Annotated in this window: 20 protein-coding genes; 9 read left to right on the top strand and 11 right to left on the bottom strand. The window is 72.9% G+C overall.

The features are described from left to right. Window positions 1–84 precede the first annotated feature (84 nt). The 3 genes from OG392_RS35960 (at window position 85) to OG392_RS35950 (ending at window position 3,527) form a co-directional block, all read left to right on the top strand. On the top strand, window positions 85–987 hold the full coding sequence (locus tag OG392_RS35960; protein WP_329286578.1) for a LysR substrate-binding domain-containing protein: 903 nt from the start codon (window positions 85–87) through the stop codon (window positions 985–987). Window positions 988–1,257: 270 nt separating this feature from the next. Further along, on the top strand, window positions 1,258–2,925 hold the full coding sequence (locus OG392_RS35955; protein WP_329286577.1) for a serine/threonine-protein kinase: 1,668 nt from the start codon (window positions 1,258–1,260) through the stop codon (window positions 2,923–2,925). After that, window positions 2,922–3,527, top strand: coding sequence for a hypothetical protein (locus OG392_RS35950; RefSeq protein ID WP_329286575.1), 606 nt, complete (start codon window positions 2,922–2,924; stop codon window positions 3,525–3,527). The genes OG392_RS35955 and OG392_RS35950 overlap by 4 nt, the downstream gene beginning before the upstream one ends. A gap of 135 nt (window positions 3,528–3,662) precedes the next feature. Here the strand turns inward: OG392_RS35950 and OG392_RS35945 are convergent, their stop codons facing one another. Further along, window positions 3,663–4,385, bottom strand: coding sequence for an alpha/beta hydrolase (locus OG392_RS35945; protein WP_329286573.1), 723 nt, complete (start codon window positions 4,383–4,385; stop codon window positions 3,663–3,665). 361 nt (window positions 4,386–4,746) lie between these two features. Here OG392_RS35945 and OG392_RS35940 point away from each other — a divergent pair, with 361 nt between their 5' ends. Together OG392_RS35940 and OG392_RS35935 are read left to right on the top strand one after the other, a co-directional pair. Continuing rightward, entirely contained in the window at window positions 4,747–5,190 is a 444-nt protein-coding gene (locus tag OG392_RS35940) for a DUF6325 family protein (protein WP_329286571.1), read from the top strand. Between the two features lie 39 nt (window positions 5,191–5,229). Then, window positions 5,230–5,517, top strand: coding sequence for an SHOCT domain-containing protein (locus OG392_RS35935; RefSeq protein ID WP_329286569.1), 288 nt, complete (start codon window positions 5,230–5,232; stop codon window positions 5,515–5,517). 109 nt (window positions 5,518–5,626) lie between these two features. Here OG392_RS35935 and OG392_RS35930 read toward each other — a convergent pair whose 3' ends face one another. From OG392_RS35930 to ligA, 4 genes are all read right to left on the bottom strand, one after another. After that, a complete protein-coding gene (locus tag OG392_RS35930; protein ID WP_329286568.1) occupies window positions 5,627–6,346 on the bottom strand; it encodes a MerR family transcriptional regulator in 720 nt (239 codons plus the stop codon). Between the two features lie 69 nt (window positions 6,347–6,415). Continuing rightward, window positions 6,416–7,075, bottom strand: coding sequence for an esterase/lipase family protein (locus tag OG392_RS35925; RefSeq protein ID WP_443055122.1), 660 nt, complete (start codon window positions 7,073–7,075; stop codon window positions 6,416–6,418). Between the two features lie 416 nt (window positions 7,076–7,491). After that, window positions 7,492–8,091: a TIGR03086 family metal-binding protein gene (locus OG392_RS35920; protein ID WP_329286566.1), complete on the bottom strand. Its 600-nt coding sequence runs from the start codon at window positions 8,089–8,091 to the stop codon at window positions 7,492–7,494. A 279-nt stretch (window positions 8,092–8,370) separates the two neighbouring features. Beyond that, window positions 8,371–10,452, bottom strand: a complete 2,082-nt coding sequence (gene ligA / locus OG392_RS35915; RefSeq protein WP_329286564.1) for an NAD-dependent DNA ligase LigA — start codon at window positions 10,450–10,452, stop codon at window positions 8,371–8,373. 98 nt (window positions 10,453–10,550) lie between these two features. On the opposite strand from ligA, the gene OG392_RS35910 reads away from it, so the two are divergent. The 4 genes from OG392_RS35910 (at window position 10,551) to OG392_RS35885 (ending at window position 15,299) form a co-directional block, all read left to right on the top strand. Continuing rightward, entirely contained in the window at window positions 10,551–10,982 is a 432-nt protein-coding gene (locus tag OG392_RS35910) for a VOC family protein (RefSeq protein ID WP_329286562.1), read from the top strand. Between the two features lie 97 nt (window positions 10,983–11,079). Beyond that, complete coding sequence (locus OG392_RS37630; protein WP_443055027.1) at window positions 11,080–13,188, top strand: CapA family protein; 2,109 nt, start codon at window positions 11,080–11,082, stop codon at window positions 13,186–13,188. A gap of 69 nt (window positions 13,189–13,257) precedes the next feature. Next, window positions 13,258–14,337, top strand: a complete 1,080-nt coding sequence (locus tag OG392_RS35890; RefSeq protein ID WP_329286558.1) for a C40 family peptidase — start codon at window positions 13,258–13,260, stop codon at window positions 14,335–14,337. Window positions 14,338–14,606: 269 nt separating this feature from the next. Continuing rightward, on the top strand, window positions 14,607–15,299 hold the full coding sequence (locus OG392_RS35885) for a D-Ala-D-Ala carboxypeptidase family metallohydrolase (RefSeq protein WP_329286557.1): 693 nt from the start codon (window positions 14,607–14,609) through the stop codon (window positions 15,297–15,299). Window positions 15,300–15,348: 49 nt separating this feature from the next. On the opposite strand, the gene OG392_RS35880 is transcribed toward OG392_RS35885, so the two are convergent. The 6 genes from OG392_RS35880 to OG392_RS35855 all read right to left on the bottom strand — a co-directional run bounded on the left by OG392_RS35880 (window position 15,349) and on the right by OG392_RS35855 (window position 21,480). Beyond that, complete coding sequence (locus OG392_RS35880; RefSeq protein WP_329286556.1) at window positions 15,349–16,428, bottom strand: pyridoxal-phosphate dependent enzyme; 1,080 nt, start codon at window positions 16,426–16,428, stop codon at window positions 15,349–15,351. Next, window positions 16,349–17,452 carry a GHMP family kinase ATP-binding protein gene (locus tag OG392_RS35875; RefSeq protein ID WP_329286554.1) on the bottom strand — a complete coding sequence of 368 codons (1,104 nt, stop codon included), beginning with the start codon at window positions 17,450–17,452 and terminating at the stop codon, window positions 16,349–16,351. The genes OG392_RS35880 and OG392_RS35875 overlap by 80 nt, the downstream gene beginning before the upstream one ends. Next, on the bottom strand, window positions 17,449–18,354 hold the full coding sequence (locus tag OG392_RS35870) for a Rossmann-like domain-containing protein (RefSeq protein WP_329286551.1): 906 nt from the start codon (window positions 18,352–18,354) through the stop codon (window positions 17,449–17,451). The genes OG392_RS35875 and OG392_RS35870 overlap by 4 nt, the downstream gene beginning before the upstream one ends. A gap of 12 nt (window positions 18,355–18,366) precedes the next feature. Then, entirely contained in the window at window positions 18,367–19,170 is an 804-nt protein-coding gene (locus tag OG392_RS35865) for an ABC transporter ATP-binding protein (protein WP_329286549.1), read from the bottom strand. After that, on the bottom strand, window positions 19,167–20,135 hold the full coding sequence (locus OG392_RS35860; RefSeq protein WP_329286548.1) for a FecCD family ABC transporter permease: 969 nt from the start codon (window positions 20,133–20,135) through the stop codon (window positions 19,167–19,169). The genes OG392_RS35865 and OG392_RS35860 overlap by 4 nt, the downstream gene beginning before the upstream one ends. Before the next feature lie 283 nt (window positions 20,136–20,418). After that, window positions 20,419–21,480, bottom strand: a complete 1,062-nt coding sequence (locus OG392_RS35855; protein ID WP_329286546.1) for an ABC transporter substrate-binding protein — start codon at window positions 21,478–21,480, stop codon at window positions 20,419–20,421. Window positions 21,481–21,522 lie beyond the last annotated feature (42 nt).

Here is a 21,522-nt window from a genome sequence, read left to right as displayed (position 1 = left end):
CGACCTTGTGCTTCCGAGGTTAGGATCCCTACATGAGACTGTCCAAGACTCACTCGGGCTCACTTCAGTCCTTTGAGGTCCCACATGCTTGACCTGCGACAACTCCGCTATTTCGTGACCGTCGCCGAGACGGAGCACGTCGGGCGGGCCGCCGAACGGCTCCACATCTCCCAGTCGCCCCTCAGCAGGCAGATCGCCCAGCTCGAGAAGAACCTGGGCCTCGCCCTCTTCGAGCGCAGCCAGCAACGCATCCGGCTGACCTCCGACGGACATGTCTTCCTCACCGAGGCCCGTGCTCTGCTGCGGCACGCGGACCGGCTGGAGAACCTGGGCAGGCGTCTCGGCCGGGGCGAGGAGGGCGGACTGTGCATCGGCTACGTCTCCGACGCCATGCACACCGGTGTCCTGCCCACGGCCCTGCGAACCCTGCGCGAGGAGCGGCCGGGCATCCACGTGGCGCTGTACGACCAGGAGTCGGCCGACCAGTTCGAGGGGCTGCGGCAGCGGAGCCTGGACATCGCCCTCGTCCGCACGCCCCCTCCGGAGGACGACCCGGACCTGGACGCCTCGGCCCTGCTGCGGGACCCGCTGCTGCTCACGCTGCCTGAGGACCATCCCCTCGCGGGGCGGGAGGACGTGACACCCGATGACCTGGACGGTCAGCCGTGGATCGCCGTGGGCGACTCCCCCTCCCCCGGGTGGCGCGACGCGTTCGTCGCCTCGTGCACCGCGTCCGGCTTCACTCCGGACATCCGCCTCGACGCGGCCGACGCCCTCACGGCGCTGGGCCTGGTCGCCTCGGGCCTCGGCCTCGCGTTCGTCCAGCGGAGCATGGTGCGCGGCTCGACCGAGGGCGTCGTCGTACGGGAACTTCCCTGGTACGACGGCTCGGTGCGGCTGTGGGCGGCGTGGCACCGGGTCGATCTCCGGCCGGTGGTGTCGTCCTTCCGCGAAACGGTTCTGGCGGGGAGTCCGCGGCCCGAGTGAGCCGGGTTCCCTTGCACGGGGCCGCCGGCAGCCTCGCCGCGCGTGCGCGAGTCCGGCGACGCGGTGCCGCACGGGGCGGTCCCGGCTCGTCCGCGGGCAGTGCGTCCGCGGGCAGTGCGTCCTTCCCTCGGGCCCCCGGGGTCCCCCAGGCCCCTTCCGGGGGCCTCGTTCGGAGGTGCGCGCGGTTGCCCCCTTCCCCGGGGAACCGGCCGTGGCCAGAATCTGTCCCTGTCAGGGGGAAAGCCGGCCACGGCGTCGAGGGGGACGGACATGGGCGCATGGATGGTGCCGGGGTACGCCGAAGCCAGGGAACTGGGTGCCGGTGGCAGCGGGCGCGTGGTGCTCGCCACGCACGAGGAGACCGGTATGCCGGTCGCCGTGAAGTACCTGAGTGAGCGGTTCCGTTCGGACGAGGCGTTCGTCCGGGGTTTCCGGTCCGAGGCCCGGCTGCTCGGGGCCCTGGACAGTCCGTACGTCGTCGGGTTCTACGAGTACGTCGAGGCACCGCGCGGCGCGGCCATCGTCATGGAGCTCGTCGACGGCGTCGCCCTGCGTGCTCTCATCGCGCGGGAGGGGTCGACCGGCCCCGAAGCCGCTCTCGTGGTGCTCAAGGGCTCGCTCCTGGGCCTCGCCGCCGCTCACCGCGCGGGCGTCGTGCACCGCGACTACAAGCCCGAGAACGTTCTGGTCGCCACCGACGGATCGTCCAAGCTCGTCGACTTCGGGATCGCGGCCGGCCGGGGCGCCACACCGGGCGTCGCCGGAACGCCCGCCTACATGGCGCCCGAGCAGTGGAACGGCGCTCCCGCCTCACCGGCGGCCGACGTCTACGCGGCGACGGCGACGTTCTTCGAGTGCCTGACCGGACGCAAGCCCTTCACCGGCGACAACTTCGCCGAGCTCGCACTCCAGCACCTGGACGCGCCCGTACCCGAAGGGCAGGCGCCTGAGCCGCTGCGCCCGCTCATCCGGCGGGGCCTCGCGAAGTCCCCGCACGAACGGCCGGAGAACGCGGCCGCGTTCGTGACCGAGCTGGAAGCGGTCGCCGCGGCCGCCTACGGGCCGGACTGGGAGGAGCGCGGCCGGGGACGGCTGGCGGCGCTGGCCGCGCTCCTGCCGCTGCTCCTCCCCTCCTCCGGAGGAGGTGTGTCGGAGGGCACGACCGCGCTCGCCACCACCACGTTGCCGACCCCGTCCCCGCGCCCCCGGTGGCGTCGTCTCCCCCGCGGGGTGCCGGCGGGTGCGGCCGCGCTCGTCCTGGCACTGCTGCTCGCCCTCGCCGCACGGTCCGGGGGCGAGGAGGCGAACGGCGACAGAGCCGCCCAGGCCTTCGCGACGACGAGCACCGGGCCGGACACGTCCCCGCCCGGGGTCACCACCGCACCACCGTCGCCGTCGGTGTCGCCCTCCGGCCCGGAACTCTCCCCGACCGCGACGACTTCGGCACCGACCCCCTCCGGCAGCACCGGGCCGAGCGCCACCTCCGACGTGCCTCCCACCGACGACGCGACGACGCCGACCGTGACCTCTCCCCCGACCGCCACGTCGAGCTCGGCGACGCCCACCCCGACCACGTCCCCGCCCACCCCGACCACGACTCCCCCCACCCCACCCGTCGCCGTGACCTCGGTCTCCGTCACGAGCCTGCGCCAGACGGGGCCGACCACCGCCTCGGGCTCGGTCGAGGTCACGACGGACGGCACCGGGCCGGTGACGATCCTCGTCGAGTGGTTCACCGGGGACGAGAAGGGAGCGCCGGGCGCGCCCGACGGTTCCGACACCTACCAGCGCGAGGGGGCCACCCGGTACACCCTCACGCTCGCCCACGACGTCCGCGGCACCGGATGCTACTGGGGGCTGCGCGCGACCACGGACCCCTCCGCCCCGAACGGCGGTTCCCTGCAGCAGATCTTCATCCGGCGGTGCACGATCTCATGAACGACGACGACTACAGCGCCACCGAGCTCGGCAGCCACTGGTTGGAGCGTCCGACGGCGGACGCGACACCGGACCGGGTGGAAGGCGACGTGCTGCGGTTCGGGCCCGGCGTGACCACGGCGGCCCTCCGACGGGCCGAGAACAGTCCCACGATGGTGGAGATCTGGCACGGCACGCTCCCCGGCGTCCCGGCGCCGCGTCCCGCCCGCTCCCGATGGCCCCGGCGCTACGCCTTCGCCGCCGTCGTGCTGATCGCCGTCCTGCTCTTCCTCGCCTGGCGGCAGTTCGGTCCCGGCGTCGCGGTGCGGGACGTCCACGTCAGCGCCCCGGGGAACGCGCTCGGCTGCGACGGCACGGCGAACGTGAGGGGCGTGGTGCGCACGGACGGGCGCCCGGGCACCGTCACGTACCGCTGGGAGCGGAGTGACGGAACCCGGTCCGGGCTCCTGACGGAGAAGCTGGCCCGCGGGCAGAAGGAGGCGAGCCTCCGTCTCCTGTGGACCTTCCACGGGCCCGGGACACACCGTGCCGAGGCGCGGCTCGTGGTCATCTCCCCCAGCGCCCACGCGGCGGCCGCGTCGTTCACGTACGACTGCCGCTGACGCGGGCGCCGAGCCCGGCCGCCCGTGGCGAGGCGCTCGCGGCCCACCGCCGCCGACGAGGGCCGGGGCCCATCCTCGACGGCGGCGGGCCGTACGGCATCGGCTACCGCCCGCCGCCGGCCGGGTGCTCCGGCGTCACTTGAGGTGGCGGTCCAGGAACCGGCAGCCGTCCTCCAGCTCGAACCACGGGGTGCCGGTGTGCCCGCCGAGATTGGCGTGGAGCGTCTTCTCCTCGCTGCCGAACGCGTCGAACAGGTCCAGGGCCCGTTGCCGGGGGTTTCCCTCGTCGTCCCACTGCAGCAGGAACAGCAGGGGAATGGTGACCTGCCGGGCCTCCTCGCGCTGGGCGCGGGGCACGAATCCCCCGGCGAAGAAGCCCGCGGCCGCGATGCGGGGCTCGGTCACCGCCAGCCGGATGCCGAGGGCGGTCCACCCTCCTGAGTACCCGACGCGGTCACCGACCTCGGGCAGCTCGAGGACGGCGTCCAGGGTGGTCCGCCAATCCGGGACCGCGTTCGCGACCAGCGGGCCGATGAGGGACTCGAAGATCTCGTCGACCGGCTCACCGGCCCGCATCGCCCGCCGGAGTTCGGCCCGGAGCTCCTCGTCGGCGGCGGAGCGGGGCCGGTCGCCGCACCCGGCGGCGTCGATGGTCGCCACCGCGTAGCCGCGCGACGCGGTGTGACGGGCTCGGGCCACCAGCCGGGGGTCGGCCATGGGCAGGCCGTTGTTGTGCGACATCAGGACGAGCGGAGCCGGTGCGGAACCAGACGTCCACAGGGTGCCGGGGATATCGCCGAGGGTGAACGCGCGCTCGAGGACGCCGTCGTCGAGGTGCTGTTCGGAGGTGAAGTGCACGGTCGTGCCTTTCGGGAGAGCTGCTGAACGGCGCTCCCGGACGACCTATCGCCCGGCCGTGACCACGGAGGGGAGCACCCATGTCGATACTGCGTTCACGGGTACCACCTCCTCGTTCTCTCGCACGGCCTCCGCGAGGCTAGCAACGGTCGCCGTGTGCCCGCCAACGGTTTTCCGCGGAACTCCGCGTCCCGTGGTCCGGGGCGCGGTTCGCCCTCGCCGCCTCGACAGGAGCGAAGAAGGAGGCGGTCGTCCCGCGCCGGTCCCGGTGAGCCGGGGTGCCGTCGTACCGACATGCGCGCGGCCCCGCCCGGTGATGCAATGGAGCCACTGAGAGAGCCACGACACCAGGGGTTACGCCGTGAACGACGAAGCCGAAGAGCTGGGACCGATCGACTACCTGATCGTGGAGTTTCCGGGCAACCGAATGACCGGCGAGGGTCTGCCCCTCCTGGTCGATCTCGTGGACCGTGGCCTGATCCGCATCCTCGACCTGACGTTCGTGAGGAAGGAGGAGGACGGCTCCGTGAGCGGACTGGAGATCGCCGACCTCACCGGTGACGGTGAGCTCGATCTGGCCGTCTTCGAGGGGGTGTCCTCCGGACTCATCGGTCAGGACGACCTCGAAGAGGCGGCGAGCGCTCTGCAGCCGGGCAGTTCCGCCGGCATCCTCGTCTACGAGAACCGGTGGGCCGCGCCCTTCGCGGCGGCGCTGAGCCGTGGCGGCGCCCAGGTGGTCGCCTCCGGACGGATCCCGGTGCCCGCCCTCATGGCCGCGCTCGACAGCACGGACGACGCCGGCTGACCGTCGGCCGACGTCAGTCGAGGAAAGAAGGGAACTTCCATGCCAGGCCTCCTCCGCGGGGTCGCGCGTACGGCCGTCGTCGCCGGAACCGCAACCGCCGTGTCCAATCGGGTCAGCCGCCGCCAGCAGGGGCGGTGGGCCGCGCAGCAGGAACCGCAGTACGCGGCGCCGCCTCCGCCGCCGCCGCCTGCCGCCGCGCCCGCGCCGGCGGGCTCCGACATGACGAGCAAGATCGATCAGCTGAAGCAGCTCGGCGAGCTCAAGGACCAGGGCGTACTCACCGACGCCGAGTTCGAGGAACAGAAGCGCAGGATCCTCGAGGCCTAGGCTCTCCGTCGCATGTACCGCCCGCACCGGAAGACGTGAGGTGCGGGCGGCCGCATGTCTGCCCTCAGGCCACGGCTGGTCTCCGCCCGGTTCCCCGGCTGGTCTCCGCTCAGGCCATGAGCAGGCGGAGACCCAGGTCCGCTGCGTCGAGGCCGGTGAGGTCGCCGTTCCGCTCGGCCCACCTGCCCGAGTCGAGGTCATCGCGGAGGTGTCGTACCGCCCGCTGCTCGGCCTCCGGCCCCACCCTCGTCCACACCGACATCGCACGGCGCACGTGTGTCTGCAGGTAGGCGTCCGGTCGGCGCCAGTACGCCTCGAACAGGCCGTCGGCGCAGTCCCACGGGACGGGCACCGGCTCGGCCCGGGCGCCGATCGCGGCCGCCATGTCGCCGAGCGACGGAAAGTCGTCGAGGACGGCGGCGAACTCCGGTAGGTAGTCACGGGTGAGCCAGAACCGGTCCTGCCAACCGGGCTCGTCCGTGTCGAAGGTGAGCACCACCACGCGACGCGCCACGCGCCGCATCTCGCGCAGTCCCGCCATCGGGTCCCCCCAGTGGTGGACCGTGGAGACGGCCATCGCCACGTCGAAGGACCGGTCCTCGAACGGCAGGCCCTCCGCTGCGGCGGCCAGACAGGGCGCGGAGCCGGCGGGCCGCTGTCCGCGCATGACCGCCGAGGGCTCCACCGCGGTCACGTGGCGCTCCACGTCGTCCGCCGAATAGGCCCGGTACCCGGCCGCCGTCCGTGTCGAGGGCCGGGCGATCCCGATCTCGTCATAGTGATGCAGCGTGCGGACGCTCACGCCGGACAGCTCGGCCACGCGTCCCACGGTCCAATGATCTTCCACGGCACCGACTATGCGGCCTGACGCCACGTGAGGGTCAAGCACCGGCCCGCTTCACGTCGTTGTCGTCCGGAGGAACGCGCGGACACCCCGGGAGACGGTGTCGTCCCCGAGGAGGTCGTTGTGGGCCAGGCAGCCCGCGGCGTTGTTCGTGGCGCCGGTCAGCGGGACGCTGTTGTCGGGGTTGATGACCTCGTCGCAGTCGGACCACCAGGTGGCGTAGCGCACGGTCCCGGGCGTCTCGTCGCCCGACGCGAGGCCCTTCTGTACGTACGAGCCCGGCGTCATGTCGCGGCACGCCTGGTCCCACAGCGCGCAGGCCCACGCGGTGCTCGTGCCGTGGTTGGGGCCGGCGAGGGAGGCCCAGTGGGCGACCGAGGCCTGGCCGGCGGGGTCGTACTTGGTGTACCACCGGGTGACGAGGCTACCGAAGGAGTGGGCGACGAGGTCGACGCGGGCGGCGCCCGTCCGCCTCTTCACCTCCTCGATGTACGCGGCGAGTTGGCCGGACAGGACCTCGTTCACGGAGCGGTGCGTGTCGTAGCCGAAGGAGAAGAGTTCGGCGTCCGTGTATCCGTCGGCCCTCAAGTCCTCGCGCAGGCCGCCCCATACGCCGGGGTCGGCGTTGTAGCCGTGCACGAACACGACCGGTGTGCGGGCGACCGTGCCGCGGGCGGGCGGCTCGGCCCGGACCGTGGCGGTCGGCACGAGCAAGGACACGACGGTGACGAGCACCGGGACGGCGATCCTGGCGGCGATCCGGGAACCGGACTTCAACACACTTCCCCCTACGACGTGTTACGCACGAGTAGTCAGGAGCATGGTGGGGCCTCGGGGCAGGGATGAACAGCCCTCGTACGGGGGGACATCCGGCGTCACGCCGGTCGGGCCAGGGCGGGTGCGCGCGGGCGGTCCGCGCGTACGGCCCGCTGTTCCGCCGCACTCGGCGGCGGTGGACTGGTCGGCGCGCTCACCGTCACGAGCGTCGACCGTCTGCTCGGGCGGCTTGCTGGTCCCTGTTCGCCGATCTCGTCGGCACCGCCGCGTGGTCGCCGCCCCGGTCTTCTCCACGAGCCTCTGGACCGCCTTCGCCGTGTTCACCGGGCGCGCCGGCCAACGGGCCGCGCGGGTCACCGGCCCGCCGGTGGCTTCCAGCTCGGGTCCCGGCCGCTCAGGCCCACCGCCCGGTCCAGCAGCGGCGAGTCGTCCGGGAGGGGCACCACGGCTCCGAAGATGCCTCCGCCGCGGCTCTCGTCCGCGGCGGCCGCCAGCAGGAACGCGTGCGAGGCTCCCAGGGCCGTCTCGTCGGGGCTGTACTCCTGGCCGGTGGCCCGGGCCAGGTCCCAACCGTGGATCACCAGTTCGTCGACGGCGACCGCCGCGGCGATCTCGCCGGGCAGGTCCACACCGCCCGCACGGGTCATGCCCGTCCAGGCGGACGGATCCCGCCAGGCCTCGGCCAGTTCGTCCAGCACGCGCGGGAGCGCCTCGCGCCAGTCGGCCGGAAGGGAGGGCACGGCCGTGTCGGGGGACGTGTTCGTCGTGGGCCCCAGGTCCTTGTGCGCCGCGTCGCGGAAGGCCACGGCGAGTCCCGTGAGATGGCCCAGGAGGTTCCGGACCGCGTAGTCGGGGCACGGCGTCGGGTCGGCGAGGCTCGCGTCGGGGACGGCCGCCGCGAGGCGGGCCACGACGCGAGCCTGCGGCCCGAGGTCGAAGGTCGTTTCGGTCATCTGCCGCTCCTTGGGTGCGTGGGTGGTGCAGGGTAGACCGGGTGCGGGGTGCGAACTCATCGGTCGTCGGGCATCCGGTCGGGGCGACGGCGGTGGAACGGGCCCAAGCGCGACGGCGGAGCGCGAGGTGCCGCGCCCGGGTGGTTCGGGGACTCCGCGGCTTCGGCACGAGATGTCATCGTCGCCTCCCGGCGGGGCGGGGGCGCGGCGCATCGCCGCGCCCCGCCCCCATCAGCTCATCGGTCCATCAGCCCATCGGGCCATCAGGGATGCGGCCCCTCAGGTCAGGTAGTCGGCGACCCGCTCCGCGAACGCCTCCGGGGTGAGGACCTCCATGCCGAGTTCGGCGGCCTTGACCGCCTTCGAGCTCGGCTTGCCGTTCGCGGACGGGGCCGCCACGAGGATGGACGTCTTCGCGCTGACGCTGCTTCCCGCGCGGCCTCCGGCCTTCTCGATCAGGGCGTTCATCTCAGAGCGGCCGAAGCCGTCCAGCGGGCCCGACATCTTGCCGGTGACCACGACGACCTTGCCTTCCAGCGGACCGCCGCCCTGGGCCGCCGACGGGTCCTCGGGCTCGCTCATGTTGACGCCGGCCGCCGTCAGCTTGTCGATCACCGAGGCCAGCGCCGCGACCTGCTCGACGATGACGGGAGCCTTCTCCGGGCCGATCCCCTCCACGTCCTGCATCTCGGTCGCGTCGGCCTGCCGGATCGCGTCCATGGTGCGGAAGTGCCGGGCGATCCGGCGGGACATGCTGCGCCCGGTACCGAGCACTCCCAGGGCGCAGAAGACGCGGTTGAGGGGGCGGTCCTTCGCGGCCGTGATCTGCTCGGCGAGCTTGACGCCCCGCTTCGCGCTGCCGGACGCGGTCGTCAGCTGCTCGACGGTCAGCGTGAAGAGGTCCGCGACGTCGCGGACGTCGCCCGACTCGACCAGGGCCGCCACGTACGTCCTGCCGAGGCCGTCGATGTCGAGCATCTCGCGCCCGGCGGCGTACTCGATCAGGGCCGGGAGGGCGCACGCCGTGCCCTTCGCGCAGCGCCACCGCTCCTGGGCCGTGTTGATCTCGCCACCGCAGCGGGGGCACGCGTCGGGCAGGGGCACCGGCGTCGCTCCGGCCGGGCGGAGCGGGACGACCGCCGCCTGGACGCGCGGGATGATGTCGCCCGCCTTGTACACCGTCACCGTGTCCCCGATGTGGAGATCGCGGCGGCGGATGTCCGCGGGGTTGTGCAGGGTGGCACGGGTGACCGTCGATCCGTCGATCTCGACTGCCGTGAGAATCGCGGTGGGGGCCAGGACGCCGGTGCGGCCGACCTCCCAGACGACGTCCTCGAGCACCGTCTGGCGCTCGATCGCGGGCAGCTTGACCGCGATGGCCCAGTGCGGGAACCGGGAACCGAGCCCGGCCGCCTCCTGCTCGGCCGTGTCGTTGAGTTTGATGACCAGGCCGTCGATTCCTACGGGAAGGTCCGTACGCATCGCGGCGACGGCATCGGCCTGCGCCTGGGCGGCGGCCAGGTCGGAGACGACGAGCAGGCCCGCCGGGGAGGCCGCGGTCGTCCGCACCCCGGCGTCGGCCACCGCTGCCAGCGCCTCGGCGTGCGTCGCTCCCGCCGGCAGGAACGGTACGCCGTCCAGCTCCACCACTCCGTACGCCCAGAACGTCATGCGGAGCCGGTACGGACGGCCCTTCGCCCTCAGCGTGCCCGCCGTGCCGTTGCGGGGGTTCACGAAGACCTGGGCGCCATGGGCGGTGCGGACCTCGTTCGCCGTCTCGAACTGCTCCTGGGTGAACGCGACCTCGCCGCGGACCTCGACGGTGACCGGCTCGGCGAGCTGCTCGGGCAATCCGTCGATCTGGCCGATCACATGGCTGACGTCCTCACCGTGCCTGCCGTCGCCGCGGGTGATGACCTGCACGAGGCGGCCGTCGCGGTAGCGGGCGGCCACGGCCGCTCCGTCGATCTTCGGCTCGACGGTGAATCCACCGGCCGGCGCGCGGCCGAGACGGCGCTCCACGGAGGCGCCCCACGCCACGAGGCCCTCGGCGTCGAAGACGTTGTCCAGGCTCAGCAGTCGGGTGGTGTGGGCGACGTCCCCGGCCGGGGCGGCACCGTCGGCCACCAGGCCGGTGGGGCTGTCCGGGGAGACCTCCGCCGGGTGCGCCTCCTCCCAGGCCAGGACGGCGAGCCGAAGCCGGTCGTACGAGGTGTCGTCCATCGCGCTGTCGCCGTCCCCGTAGTAGCACTGCGAGGCCTCACGAAGCCGCTGGAGAGCGGCCTCGTACGCGGCGCGGTCGGACATGGCGGGCTGGCCGGACACGCCGGACAGCGCCTCTTCGGCGGGAATCGTCGTCATGAGGAGATCCTCTCGCGAGGGTCTGACAATGGCCGTGAGCCGAGGTGCGGCCCGTCGGTTCCCCCGGTGACCGGCAGAGCCCCTGCTACCGTGCGCCGATGTCAACGATCAAGCAGTTCCAAGTGACCTTCGACTGCGCGGAACCCGCGCGCCTCGCCGACTTCTGGTGCGAGGTGCTGGGGTACGTCACACCGGCGGTCCCGGAGGGCTTCGCCACGTGGGAGGAGTACCACCGCTCGCTGCCGCCCGGGGACGAGATCTACTTCGCGTGCACGGACCCCTCGGGAGTGGCCCCGCGCCTGCTCTTCCAGCGAGTTCCCGAAGGCAAGGTCGTCAAGAACCGGGTGCATCTCTGTGTGCGGGCCGGCGCCGGGCTCGTGGGTGACGAGCGGCTGGCCGCGCTCGAGGCCGAATGCGCACGGCTGACGGCGCTCGGCGCGCGACACGTGCTGACGCAACGCGCCGACGGCGTCAACGAGTCGTGCATCACGATGCAGGACGTCGAGGGCAACGAGTTCTGCCTCGACTGATTCCCCTACGCGACCGCGGGCGCGAGCCCGTTCGTGGCTCTTGTCGTGAGCCTGCTTCCGGTCGGCGGTTCCATGGGCCCTGCGGCGAACTCCTGTGGTGCGCCAGGGCACTTTCCGTACCGGCGCCCCCGAACTCGTCCAGCAGGCCGCCAAGGACGCGAAGAAGACGGGCAAGGGGAGCGCCGGGCTGGACTTCGGCCCGCTGATGGCAGGTGTGCGTCCCGTGATCAGCAAGGCCGATCTGGCCATCTGCCACATGGAGACCCCCGTCGGCACACCGCGCGGCCCGTTCGAGGGGTACCCGGAGTTCCGGGTGCCGCCGCAGATCCTCACGACATTGAAGGACGTCGGGTACGACACCTGCTCCACCGCCTCGAACCACACCTACGACCACGGTCTCGAGGCCGTCCGCCGCACCCTGGACGCCATGGACGAGGTCGGGCTCGGCCACGCCGGCTCGGCCCGTACGCCCGCGGAGGCGGAGAAGACCAACATCCGCGACGTGAAGGGCGTCAAGGTGGCCCACCTCGCATACTCGTGGGAGTCCTTCCTCAATCCCACGCCCCAGAAGGAGCGCTGGGCCTTCAACCGGATCGGCACGGCCGAGATCAAGAAGGCCGAGGCCCGGGCTCGGCAGCAGGGCGCCGAAGTGGTGATCCTCTCGCTCCACTGGGGCCTGGAGGACTACAACGAGCCGAGCGCCCCCCAGCTGCAGCTCGCCGAGCGGATCACCAAAGAGACCGGGATCGACCTCGTGATCGGTCATCACGCGCATGTGGTGCAGCCGATACAGAAGCTGAACGGCACCTGGGTGGCGTACAGCCTGGGCAACCTGGTGGCCCGGCACTCCTCCCCCACCGGGCTGACCGAGGAGGGCGCCATCGGCTGGTCGACGTCGAGCACATGCTCGCCGATCCCGGTGAGCTGTCCGCCGACCGGCTCGCCCGCTACCGGCTCGCCGCCGACCGCACACGGGGCTTCCTGTTCAACCGGGGAGCTCCGGGGGCGACGGTCTGGCCGAGCTCTCCCTGGCGGACTGAGCACCGGCACCCGACCACGTACCGCCGCCGGGCGAACCCGCCCCGCGGTCTCCCCGAACCGTCCCGGCGCCGGCGACGCCCTCGGCGTCCCCGCGCCAGCTCCGTCGCCGGCCCCTCCGGGAGCCACGGCCGCAGGACTTCAGGAAAGAGCACCAGTGACATCGAGCAGAGCCGCGTATTCCGTGCGCGGAGGCCGGCGGCGGAGCCGCCGGCGCGCGGACATGCCGCTCCTCGGCGGGATCCGGCCGCCCATCGCGCTCCTGTGCGTCCTGGTCCTCGCGCTCGCCGGTCTGACCGTCAGGGTGCTCGAACCGGGCGAGGAGTCGGCCGCGCCGCAGGCGGTGCTGTCCTCGCAGCGGTACTTCGCGGAGGACGGGGCCATCGCGCTGCGCGCCTCGGTCGACGAACGGGTCGCCGACCTCCAGCGCACCGCCGCGGCGCTGAGCGCGGGCAGGCCGGTGGCACCCGAGCGCATCCTGTCCGACCTCGGCCGGACGTACCAGAAGTGGACCGGCACCACGGTGGTGGACCTGGAGAGCGCGGACGTGCTCGCCACCCGGGGAGAGACGATTCCTCTCGGCTGGCTGGACAAGGACGTGCTCACCGGCGCCGAGGCGCTGACGCCCCGCATGGTGCGGCTCGGGACCGGCGACGTACGTCTGATGACCATGGCCGTGCTCGACTGGCGAGACCGGCCTCAGCAGCTGCTGATCGCGTCCAGCAGCCTGTCCGTGCCCGCCATCAACCTCGGCCCCTTCCGGACCATGGCGGTCGTGGCGCGTGACGGTGAGATCCTCGGCACGGCCGGGTTCGAGCACGTGGAGGCGCTCAACTCCGACCAGGAGCGCCAGGAGCTCTCCTTCCTCCACCGGCAGATGAAGCGGCTGTCCGACCAGGCCGCCGAACGCACCGAACAGCACCCGGTCCGCGCCAAGGAGCCCGGCTCGCGCGGGTACCCCGGCGTGAGCGGCACCCTCGTCGGCGACGACTACAACGGCCGGGTGGCCACCGCCGGCTACGCCTCGCTCGCCTCCTCCGATCCCGAGGAGAAGCAGAGCGTGGCCGCCGGGCTGGGACTGACCGTCGTCGCCGTGCTGCCCGTCGTCCAGGAGCAGTCCGCCAGCCCAAGGGCCCCACCCTTCTGGCGACGGCCTCCGTCTCCCTGATGGCCTGCATCGTCGTCGCCGGCCTGTTGCTCAGCGTCATGCCCACCGCCTGAGAATCGAGGAACCACCATGGCTGGGAAGAAGAAGACACGCCCGTTCGTCACGGGCCTCGTGGTCCTCGGGCTCGTGGGCACCTCGGGATACCTCACGCTCGAACTGCGCAAGCAGGAGGTGCGGGGCGTCGCCGAGGTGCGCGACGTCGGAGTGCTCGCCGGGGCCGGAGGGAAGGCCACGGCGTCCTGGCCCACGGGCGAGGAGCGGTGGACCCGGCACGAGAACCCGGCCCGGAGCGTACTCCGGGGCGCCGACGGCCAGGTCGAGGCGGTACTGACCGACGGGGCGCGCACGGCGAAACTGACGGGTCCGGCACGGACCTTCGCCGAGCCGACGTCCACGGCGTCCAAGGTGTCGACGACCGACTGGGTGCGGCTGATGCCCCGGCCCTGGGTCAAGGGCGCGGAGACGCAGAAGTGGTTCAAGGCGTGGTACGCCGAGGTCGCCGGCAGCACGGAGGACGACGTCTTCGCGTTCGCGTCCCAGTACGTGGCGGGCGCGCGGCAGCAGAAGGACGGAAAGGGCGTCGTCTTCGCGGGTGACGCGAACTTCGGGCCGCTGAACACCTCGGGGGCGGAGGGCGGGGACCTGCGTCTGGAGCAGTCCGACTTCTACGACTACCTCGGCATCCCGTACGCGTTCCGGAACGGCGCGGTCGGCACGCCGGAGCCCATGCGGGCCCGGTCCCTGGACTGTTCGGGCTATATGCGCATGGTGCTCGGCTACCGTGCGCGGTACCCGCTGATGGCGTCGGACACCTCCGGGGACGGGCTGCCGCGCACCGCGAACGGCATGGCGCGCTCCAAGCAGGGGGTGGACGTCCTGCCGCTGACCGGCATCACGGAGCAGGACCGCCCCGCGGCGATCGACCAGCTGCAGCCGGGCGACCTCGTCTTCTTCAAGCTGGACGCCCGGACCGGGCCGCGCCTGGACCACGTGGGCATGGTCCTCGGCCACGACACCGAGGGGCACCTGATCTTCATCTCCAGCCGCGAGGAGGTCAACGGCCCGACGATCGGCGACATCGGCGGCGTCTCCCGGCTCGACGGCAACGGCTACTACGCCAAGACACTGCGCAGCGCGAAGCGCCTGTGAGACAGGGGTGAGCGGCTCACGACGCCCCTGACACGCCCTCCGGCGTCCTCGGTGGTGGCGGCAGGGGCCCGCCCCCCGTTCACGCGGGCGTCATTGGCTCGACAAATGACGCCCGCTCCGGCGTGGTTGACGCGCGTCGACCGGGCCGTCAGTCTCGGGGGGACTCTCACCCCTGGGTCACCCCTGATTCGTGAGGCCATGGAGGATCGATGTCCCGACGCCCCCCGCGTTCCCTGCCGTTCCGGCTGCTTCTTACACTTGTCATGATCATGACCGCCTCCCTGGGTGGGGTGGTCGCCACCGCCGGCACCGCTCAGGCCGACGGCTGCTACACCTGGTCGCGCACCCTCTCCCAGGGCGCCTCCGGCGCCGACGTCACCGCGCTGCAGATCCGTGTGGCCGGGTACCCGGGCTACGGCGGGGTGCTGGCGATCGACGGCGCCTACGGCCCCGGAACGGCGGCTGCCGTCCAGCGCTTCCAGGCCGCCTACGGGCTCGCCGCCGACGGTGTCGCGGGCCCCGCGACCTTCAGCAAGATCTACGCGCTCCAGGACGACGACTGCACCCCCGCCCACTTCTCCTACGCCGAGCTGAACAACTGCAACACCACCTGGGCCGGCGGCGCCGTGAGCGCGGCCACCGCCAAGTCCAACGCCCTGCGCACCATGTGGAAACTGGAGGCCCTGCGGCACGCCCTCGGGGACCAGAGCATCCGCGTCACCAGCGGCTTCCGCAGTCAGGCCTGCAACAACGCGGTCGGGGGCGCCGCCTCGAGCCGCCACCTCTACGGAGACGCGGCCGACCTCGGCGCCGGACCCCACTCGCTGTGCCGACTGGCCCAGCAGGCCCGTAACCACGGTTTCAACGGGATCCTCGGCCCGGGGTACCCCGGGCACGGCGACCACGCCCACGTCGACCACCGGGCCGGCCGCTTCTGGTCCGCGTCCAGCTGCGGCATCTGACGACGCGACGGCCCTCCGTGTACGGCGGGCCTGTCCGCCCGGCACCGGCTCACGGGACGCCGTCGCCGCTCACCGCCTCCGACGCGGCCACCGGGGTGCGGTTCCAGGGCATCCGGGACCAGGGAAGGGCGAGTTCGGCCTGGTCGGCGATGTCCCGGGGGGCGAGGCCGGCGAGGGGGGTCGCTTCGCGGTGGCGGGTGTAGACGCTGTCGGTGTACCGATGGCCGGTGTCGGGAGCGATGAAGAGGACGGTGCGGTCGGGGGCGCGGTCGCGTTCATGGCGGGCGGCGAGGTAGGCCGCGCCGGTCGAGAGGCCCGCGAAGACGGCGTGGCGGCGCAGGAGGTCGACGGCGCCGGACAGGGCGGCGTCGAACGAGATCCAGTGGAGGGTGTCGTACAGCTCGTGGGACACGTTTCCGAAGGGGATCGAGCTTCCGATGCCCGCGATGATGATCTCGGGGTCGGAGGTGTGCTGGGCACCGAAGGTGAGGCTGCCGTAGGGCTGGACGCCGACGAGTGCGACGTCGGCCGGGGCGGATCCGGGCCGGGTGTCCGTCGGGCCGCCGGGCGGGGCGGTGTCCGGCGCGCCGCGGAGGTAGCGGGTCAGGGCACCGGTGGAGGCGCCCGAACCGACTCCCCCGACGACGGTGAGCCGGTCCGTGCCCGTCGCCTCGCGGATGCGGTCGGCGACGCCGCGGTAGCCGAGGTAGTGGATGTCGTCGTGGTACTGCCGCATCCAGTGGTACTCGGGGTGTGCGGCGAGGATCTCGTGGACGCGTTCCACGCGCCGCTTCTGGTCGAGTTTCAGGTCGTCGCAGGGTTCCATCTGTTCGAGCGTGGCGCCGAGTACGGCGAGCTGGGTGCGCAGCGTCCTGTCGACGGTCGTGGAGCCGACGACGTGGCAGTGCATGCCGTGCCGGTGGCAGGCCAGGGCGAGGGCGTACGCGTAGATTCCGCTGGAGCTGTCGAGCAGTGTGTCGCCGCGACGTACGGCTCCGGTGTCGAGGAGGTGGCGCACGGCGGCGAGCGCGGAGACCACCTTCATCGTCTCAAAGCGAAGGCAGACGAGACGGTCGTCGAGACGTATCAGGTCGGGCCGGCCGATCGCCTCGGCGATGTGCTGGTCCATCGAGGCACTCCTTGGTGGTGAGCGAGGGGATGGTGGTGAAGGTGCGGGTGGTGGGAATCCCGTGGGCGTCCAGGGCGTGGCGGCAGGCACGGAGGCGCTGACGCGGGTCCCCGGGTGCTGCCGGGTCGAAGAGGACGCCTGCCACGGCGCCGCTGTGCGCGATCTGCACGCCCACCGCACCGGACCGCCGGGCGATCGCGACCAGATCGCCGAACTCCCGGTGTTTCAGTACGTGTTGGCCTCGTCGCGCGCTGGCCGTGGCGACCTGCCCCAGGAGTCGTACGTCTCCCGTGGCGATCGCGCGGCGCAGCAGGGTGCGCAGCCGCGCGTACTCCCGGACGTCGGCGTCGGTGGTCTCCCGTACGGGCAGGGCGAGGGTGTCGACGGGCGCTCCCCCGCCGAGGAGACAGCCCACGACGGCCAGGGGCGGGAGGGCCGGACCCAGGACCTCAAGGATCCGGCCCTCGCGCTGGGCGAACAGGGCCGGGCGGGTGTCGAGCATCAAGGGATCGCTGGCCCGTTCCGCGCGGACGGAGAGGCGGGCGACGGCCTCGGGGGCGAGGCGGAGCCCGTAGGAGTCGGCGACCGCGCGGACCGCCGCGATGACGTCGCTGGTGGAACTGCCCATGCCGAGGCCCACGGGTACGTCACCGGTGAGCCGCAACCGCCCGCCGCTGGGCGGCAGTCCGGTCCGCCGGGCGCACTCCGTCACCGCGAGGGCCGCGGCTCGTGCGGCTTTCCCGCGGTCGGCGGGGACGACGGCGAGCGCCTCGGGCGGTGTGCCGGGCCGACGGGTGAACTCGGCCCGGCTGCCCGGGCCGGCCAGGGGGAGGGTGACGAGGCCCGCGCACCTGCGTCCGTCGGCGTCGAGGAAGACGCCCTGGAGGAGCTCTCCGTGGTGGCAGGGGGCGTGGCCGGTACCGGTGAGGTGACGGCCGGAGTCCACGGCGGCTCCGGGCTCGGCGTCGGGCGCGGCCGGGTGGGTCGCGGGTGGAGTGGCGCCCCGGTGTGCGGCGGCGGTCATGCGCCGCCCTCCGCGCGGTAGCGGTACAGGACGGTCTCCTCGGCGCTGAACTGGGAGAAGGGGAAGGGCTCCGCCGACAGGGCGGTCACGCCCGAGCCGAGGAAGGCGCGGGCGACGGCGCCGCCGCTCTGCGCGTACACGATCAGCGGGATGCCGCGGTGGCGGCAGCGGTCCAGGATCGTGTCGAACGAGCCGTTGCTCAGCGTCATTCCGGTGGCGACGACCGCGTCGGCGCGGTCGAGCACCTCGTGCATGTCGTCGGTGACGGGGTCGCCCCACTGGGTGGTCCGGAGGTTGAAGTCGCAGGGCAGGGGCTCGCCGCCGCGCTCGCGGATCGCCGCGACCAGTGGGTTGACCACACCGATGAGGCCCACCTTCGCGCCCCTCTCGATGTCGAGCAGACCGGCGATGGCCGCGTCGCGGGCCCTCGCGCGGATCTCCGGAGTGCCGCTCGGGAGGCTGACCGGCTCGGCGTCCCCGTGTTCGGCGGCGACCCCGTGCGGTCGCGTGTGGGCGAGGTAGGCGTCGAGAGCGGCGATCCGCAGCGGGTTCGGTGCCTCGCGCAGCAGGACGTCGAGCGGCGTACCGGAGAAGTCGCCGCAGACCGCCGGGGTGAGTTCGCCGGCCTCGAACGCGCAGCCGCCGAAGGTGCCGCCGACGCGGACCAGGACGTACTGGTTGAGGTAGGTGGTGTCGCCGCCGGCCAGGCGGGTTCCGTGGTGGATCCAGAACACGCTGGTCGCGGTGAGTCCGGCGGGGAGCGGGCCGTGCCCGCCGGCCAGCGCGGCGGTGATGAGCCTGTCGACGGAGAGCGAGGACGAGAGGGCGGGGGCGCTGAGGACGGCGGCGGGGAGCGTGCTGCCGGACGGAGGTTCGACGGGGGTGGGTGAGGGAGGGGTCATGGTCGTGTCCTTTCAGCGGGTGGGTGGGGGCGGCACCGGACGGTCGGACGCGCCGAGGGGCCGGCGGTACGTGACCACCGGGTGCCCCAGGGAGTCGCGGGTCAGTTCGGCGTCGACCTCGAACACCTCGGCGAGTCGATCGGTCGTCAGCACGGTGTCGGGAGTGCCGGCCGCGACCAGCCGGCCGTGGTGCAGGAGCAGGAGCCGGTCGCAGTACCGGGCCGCGAGCGACAGGTCGTGCAGGGCGACGAGGACGGTCCGGCCGGTGCCCGTCAGCAGCTCCATCAGTTCGAGCTGGTGTCTCACGTCGAGGTGGTTGGTGGGTTCGTCGAGCAGCAGTGCGTACGGCTGCTGGGCCAGCGCGCGGGCGATGTGGGCACGCTGCCGTTCGCCGCCCGAGAGGGCCTTCCAGGAACGGCCGGCGAGCGCGGTGAGGCCGACGACCTCCAGGGCGGCGGCGATCACCGCGCGATCGGTGGCGTCCGCTCCGCGCCAGCGGTCCCGGAACGGGGTGCGACCGAGACCGACGACGTCGGCGACCCGCAGGTCGCTGTCGGCGCCCGAGTCCTGAGCGACGTAGGCGACACGGCGGGCGATCCCGCGCGCGCTCCACTCCCCCACCGCCGCGCCGTCGTACCGGACCGCGCCCGTGTCGGGAGCCCGGAGCCCGGCCAGACAGCGCAGCAGGGAGGACTTGCCGGAACCGTTGGGGCCGAGGAGGCCCACGGTCTCGCCGGAGGCGATGCTCGCGGTGATTTCGCGTACCACCGGTGTGCCCGCCACCGACCAGCTCAGGTTCTCGGCGGTGATTCTCACAGCTCGCCCCTTCTGCGCAGGACGAGGAGGAAGAGCGGTACGCCGAGGAGTGCGGTGATGACGCCGACGGGGACCTCGCGGGGTGCGAAGGCGATCCGTGCGAGCGCGTCCGTCCATACGAGGAACACCGCGCCGGCGAGTGCCGCGTACGGCAACAGCACCCGGTGCAGCGGTCCGACGAGGAACCGCACACCGTGGGGCACGATCAGCCCGACGAATCCGATGGCCCCGACGGTGGCCACGGCGACCGCGGTGAGCGCGGCCGTCACGACCAGCAGCAGCATCCGGGTGTGCCGTACGCCGATGCCGAGGGAGGCGGCGGTGTCGGTGCCGAACGCGAGCCCGTCGAGGGCGCTCGAACAGAGCCATGCCACGGTCAGGCCCAGCGGGGTGACGATCGCGCAGACCACGACCGTGCTCCAGCGGGCGGGCGCCATCGACCCGAGCAGCCAGTGCGTGACGGCCCGCGTCGTGTCCGCGTCCGCCGATGCCATCAGGATCAGTGAGGTCAACGCGGTGAGCAGCTGTCCGACGACCACGCCGGTGAGCACGATGCGGACGGAGTCGAGGCCGGTACGCCTCAACAGGAGCAGCAGCAGCGCGAAGGAGAGCAGGGCGCCGACGAGCGCGCCGCCGGTGACCCCCAGCGTGGTCGCGCCGACCCCGAGGACGACGACGGCGACGGCTCCGGTCGACGCTCCTGAGGAGACGCCGAGGAGGTAGGGGTCGGCGAGCGCGTTACGGGTGACCGCCTGGAGCACCGTGCCGCACACGGCGAGCGCGGCGCCGACGAGGGCGGCCATCAGGACGCGCGGCAGCCGCAGGTCCCAGATGAGCGAGTCCACCAGCGGGGGCAGCGGTGCGACGTCCAGGCCGAGGTGGGTGGCGAGGACGCGGGCCAGGTCGGTCCAGCCGGTGTCGGCGGTGCCGATGCGGACGGCTGCGGCGATCGAGCCCAGGAGCACGGCCGGGGAGAGGAGCAGGAGGAACCGGTGGGGGCTTCCCGGGCGGGAGCCTCCGGTGTGGAGGCTTCCCGGGCGGGGACCTCCGGGACGGAGGCCTCTCCGGCGGGAGTCTCCGGGGCGGTGGGGTGCGGGCTCGCCGAACCCGCCGGGTCGGCCGCCCGGGGCCGGCTGCCCCGGTGTCAGATGCGGAGAGGTGGCGGTGTCCGCCGCACGGCCGCGTGAGCGGGCTGTCGGGAGCAGGAGGTCGGCCGGAGTCGGCGGGGCAGGCGGGACAGCGGGCGGCTCAGCGGGCATGTCCGAGGTCCTTCATGCCCTGGGCGAGCAGGCCGAGGGTGTGGACGGAGCGGACGGAGGGGTCGAGTTCGATGCCCGGCACTTCGAGGATCCTGTCGTCGCGGACGGCGGCCAGCCGCGAGATCACCGGGTGCGCCTTCATCGTGGCCCGCTTCTCGGCGGCGCTGTCGCCGGGGCGGCCCCGCTCGGACAGGTCGCCGATCACGATGAAGTCCGGGTCACGCCGGGCGACTTCCTCCCAGGAGACCTCGGGCCAGTCCTCCTCGACGTCGTCGAAGGCGTTGTCGGCGCCGACGATCCGGCTCATCTCACTGGGCAGGCCGGTCCTGCCCGCCACGTAGGGCATGCCGTTGAACACGGAGTAGAGGTAGACCACGGTCGGCCGGTCCGCTCCGTGCCGCAGCCGGGAGGTGTTGGCACCCGCCCGGGCGACCGCGGCGCGCTGGTCCGCGGCGAGCTTGCCGGCGCGTTCCTCTGCGCCGAAGAGCCTGCCCAGGTTCTCGTAGTCGGAGAAGAGCAGCTCGAAGGGGGTCCGGCCGGGCGGGTTGTGCTGCGGGCAGTCCACGGCGCTGACGAAGGTGGGCACCTTGAGGGCGTCCAGCTCCTCGCGGGTCCCGGCACGGTCCGCGGTGTAGAGGTCGGCGGAGCCCGCGACGACGAAGTCGGGTGTGGCGGCACGCAGTTGCTCGCCGGTGGCGATCTTCGGGGCGATCACGGGGATCTTCGCGTACGCGGCCGCGTACGGCGCGGGGATCTTGGTCTTGAGGTTGGCCGTGCCCACCATCCGGTCCTGGAGACCGAGTTCGAGCAGGGTCTCGGTCGAGCTCTGGTCCAGGGCGACGGCCCGCCGCGGCGGCTCGGCGGGCGAGATCTGGCGGCCGCAGCTGGTGACGGAGGCCTGCTGACCCGCGCCGTGCGCGGCGCCGGTGGTCGACGGGGGACGCGCGGCGGACTCGCCGTCCGCCTCCGGCCCACCGCCGCCCGCGGTGGAGCAGCCCGCGGTGGCGAGGGCGAGGGTCAGGGCGATACCGAGACGGGCGGGGTGACGCATGGGTTCTCCGGTCTGGGAGGGGCGGGCATGGGTGTGGTCGTG

This window comes from Streptomyces sp. NBC_00691 (assembly GCF_036226665.1).
Classification (GTDB): domain Bacteria; phylum Actinomycetota; class Actinomycetes; order Streptomycetales; family Streptomycetaceae; genus Streptomyces.
The sequence above is the reverse complement of the archived record's forward strand: the minus strand, read 5'-3'. Positions and strand labels throughout refer to the sequence as shown.

Excerpts from the sequence above, each read along its gene's own strand:
- OG392_RS35960 (WP_329286578.1), top strand. The coding sequence starts at position 85 with ATGCTTGACCTGCGACAACTCCGCTATTTCGTGACCGTCGCCGAGACG.
- OG392_RS35955 (WP_329286577.1), top strand. The coding sequence starts at position 1,258 with ATGGGCGCATGGATGGTGCCGGGGTACGCCGAAGCCAGGGAACTGGGT.
- OG392_RS35950 (WP_329286575.1), top strand. The coding sequence starts at position 2,922 with ATGAACGACGACGACTACAGCGCCACCGAGCTCGGCAGCCACTGGTTG.
- OG392_RS35935 (WP_329286569.1), top strand. The coding sequence starts at position 5,230 with ATGCCAGGCCTCCTCCGCGGGGTCGCGCGTACGGCCGTCGTCGCCGGA.
- OG392_RS35920 (WP_329286566.1), bottom strand. The coding sequence starts at position 8,091 with ATGACCGAAACGACCTTCGACCTCGGGCCGCAGGCTCGCGTCGTGGCC.
- ligA (WP_329286564.1), bottom strand. The coding sequence starts at position 10,452 with ATGACGACGATTCCCGCCGAAGAGGCGCTGTCCGGCGTGTCCGGCCAG.
- OG392_RS35910 (WP_329286562.1), top strand. The coding sequence starts at position 10,551 with ATGTCAACGATCAAGCAGTTCCAAGTGACCTTCGACTGCGCGGAACCC.
- OG392_RS35890 (WP_329286558.1), top strand. The coding sequence starts at position 13,258 with ATGGCTGGGAAGAAGAAGACACGCCCGTTCGTCACGGGCCTCGTGGTC.
- OG392_RS35885 (WP_329286557.1), top strand. The coding sequence starts at position 14,607 with ATGACCGCCTCCCTGGGTGGGGTGGTCGCCACCGCCGGCACCGCTCAG.
- OG392_RS35880 (WP_329286556.1), bottom strand. The coding sequence starts at position 16,428 with ATGGACCAGCACATCGCCGAGGCGATCGGCCGGCCCGACCTGATACGT.
- OG392_RS35875 (WP_329286554.1), bottom strand. The coding sequence starts at position 17,452 with ATGACCGCCGCCGCACACCGGGGCGCCACTCCACCCGCGACCCACCCG.
- OG392_RS35870 (WP_329286551.1), bottom strand. The coding sequence starts at position 18,354 with ATGACCCCTCCCTCACCCACCCCCGTCGAACCTCCGTCCGGCAGCACG.
- OG392_RS35855 (WP_329286546.1), bottom strand. The coding sequence starts at position 21,480 with ATGCGTCACCCCGCCCGTCTCGGTATCGCCCTGACCCTCGCCCTCGCC.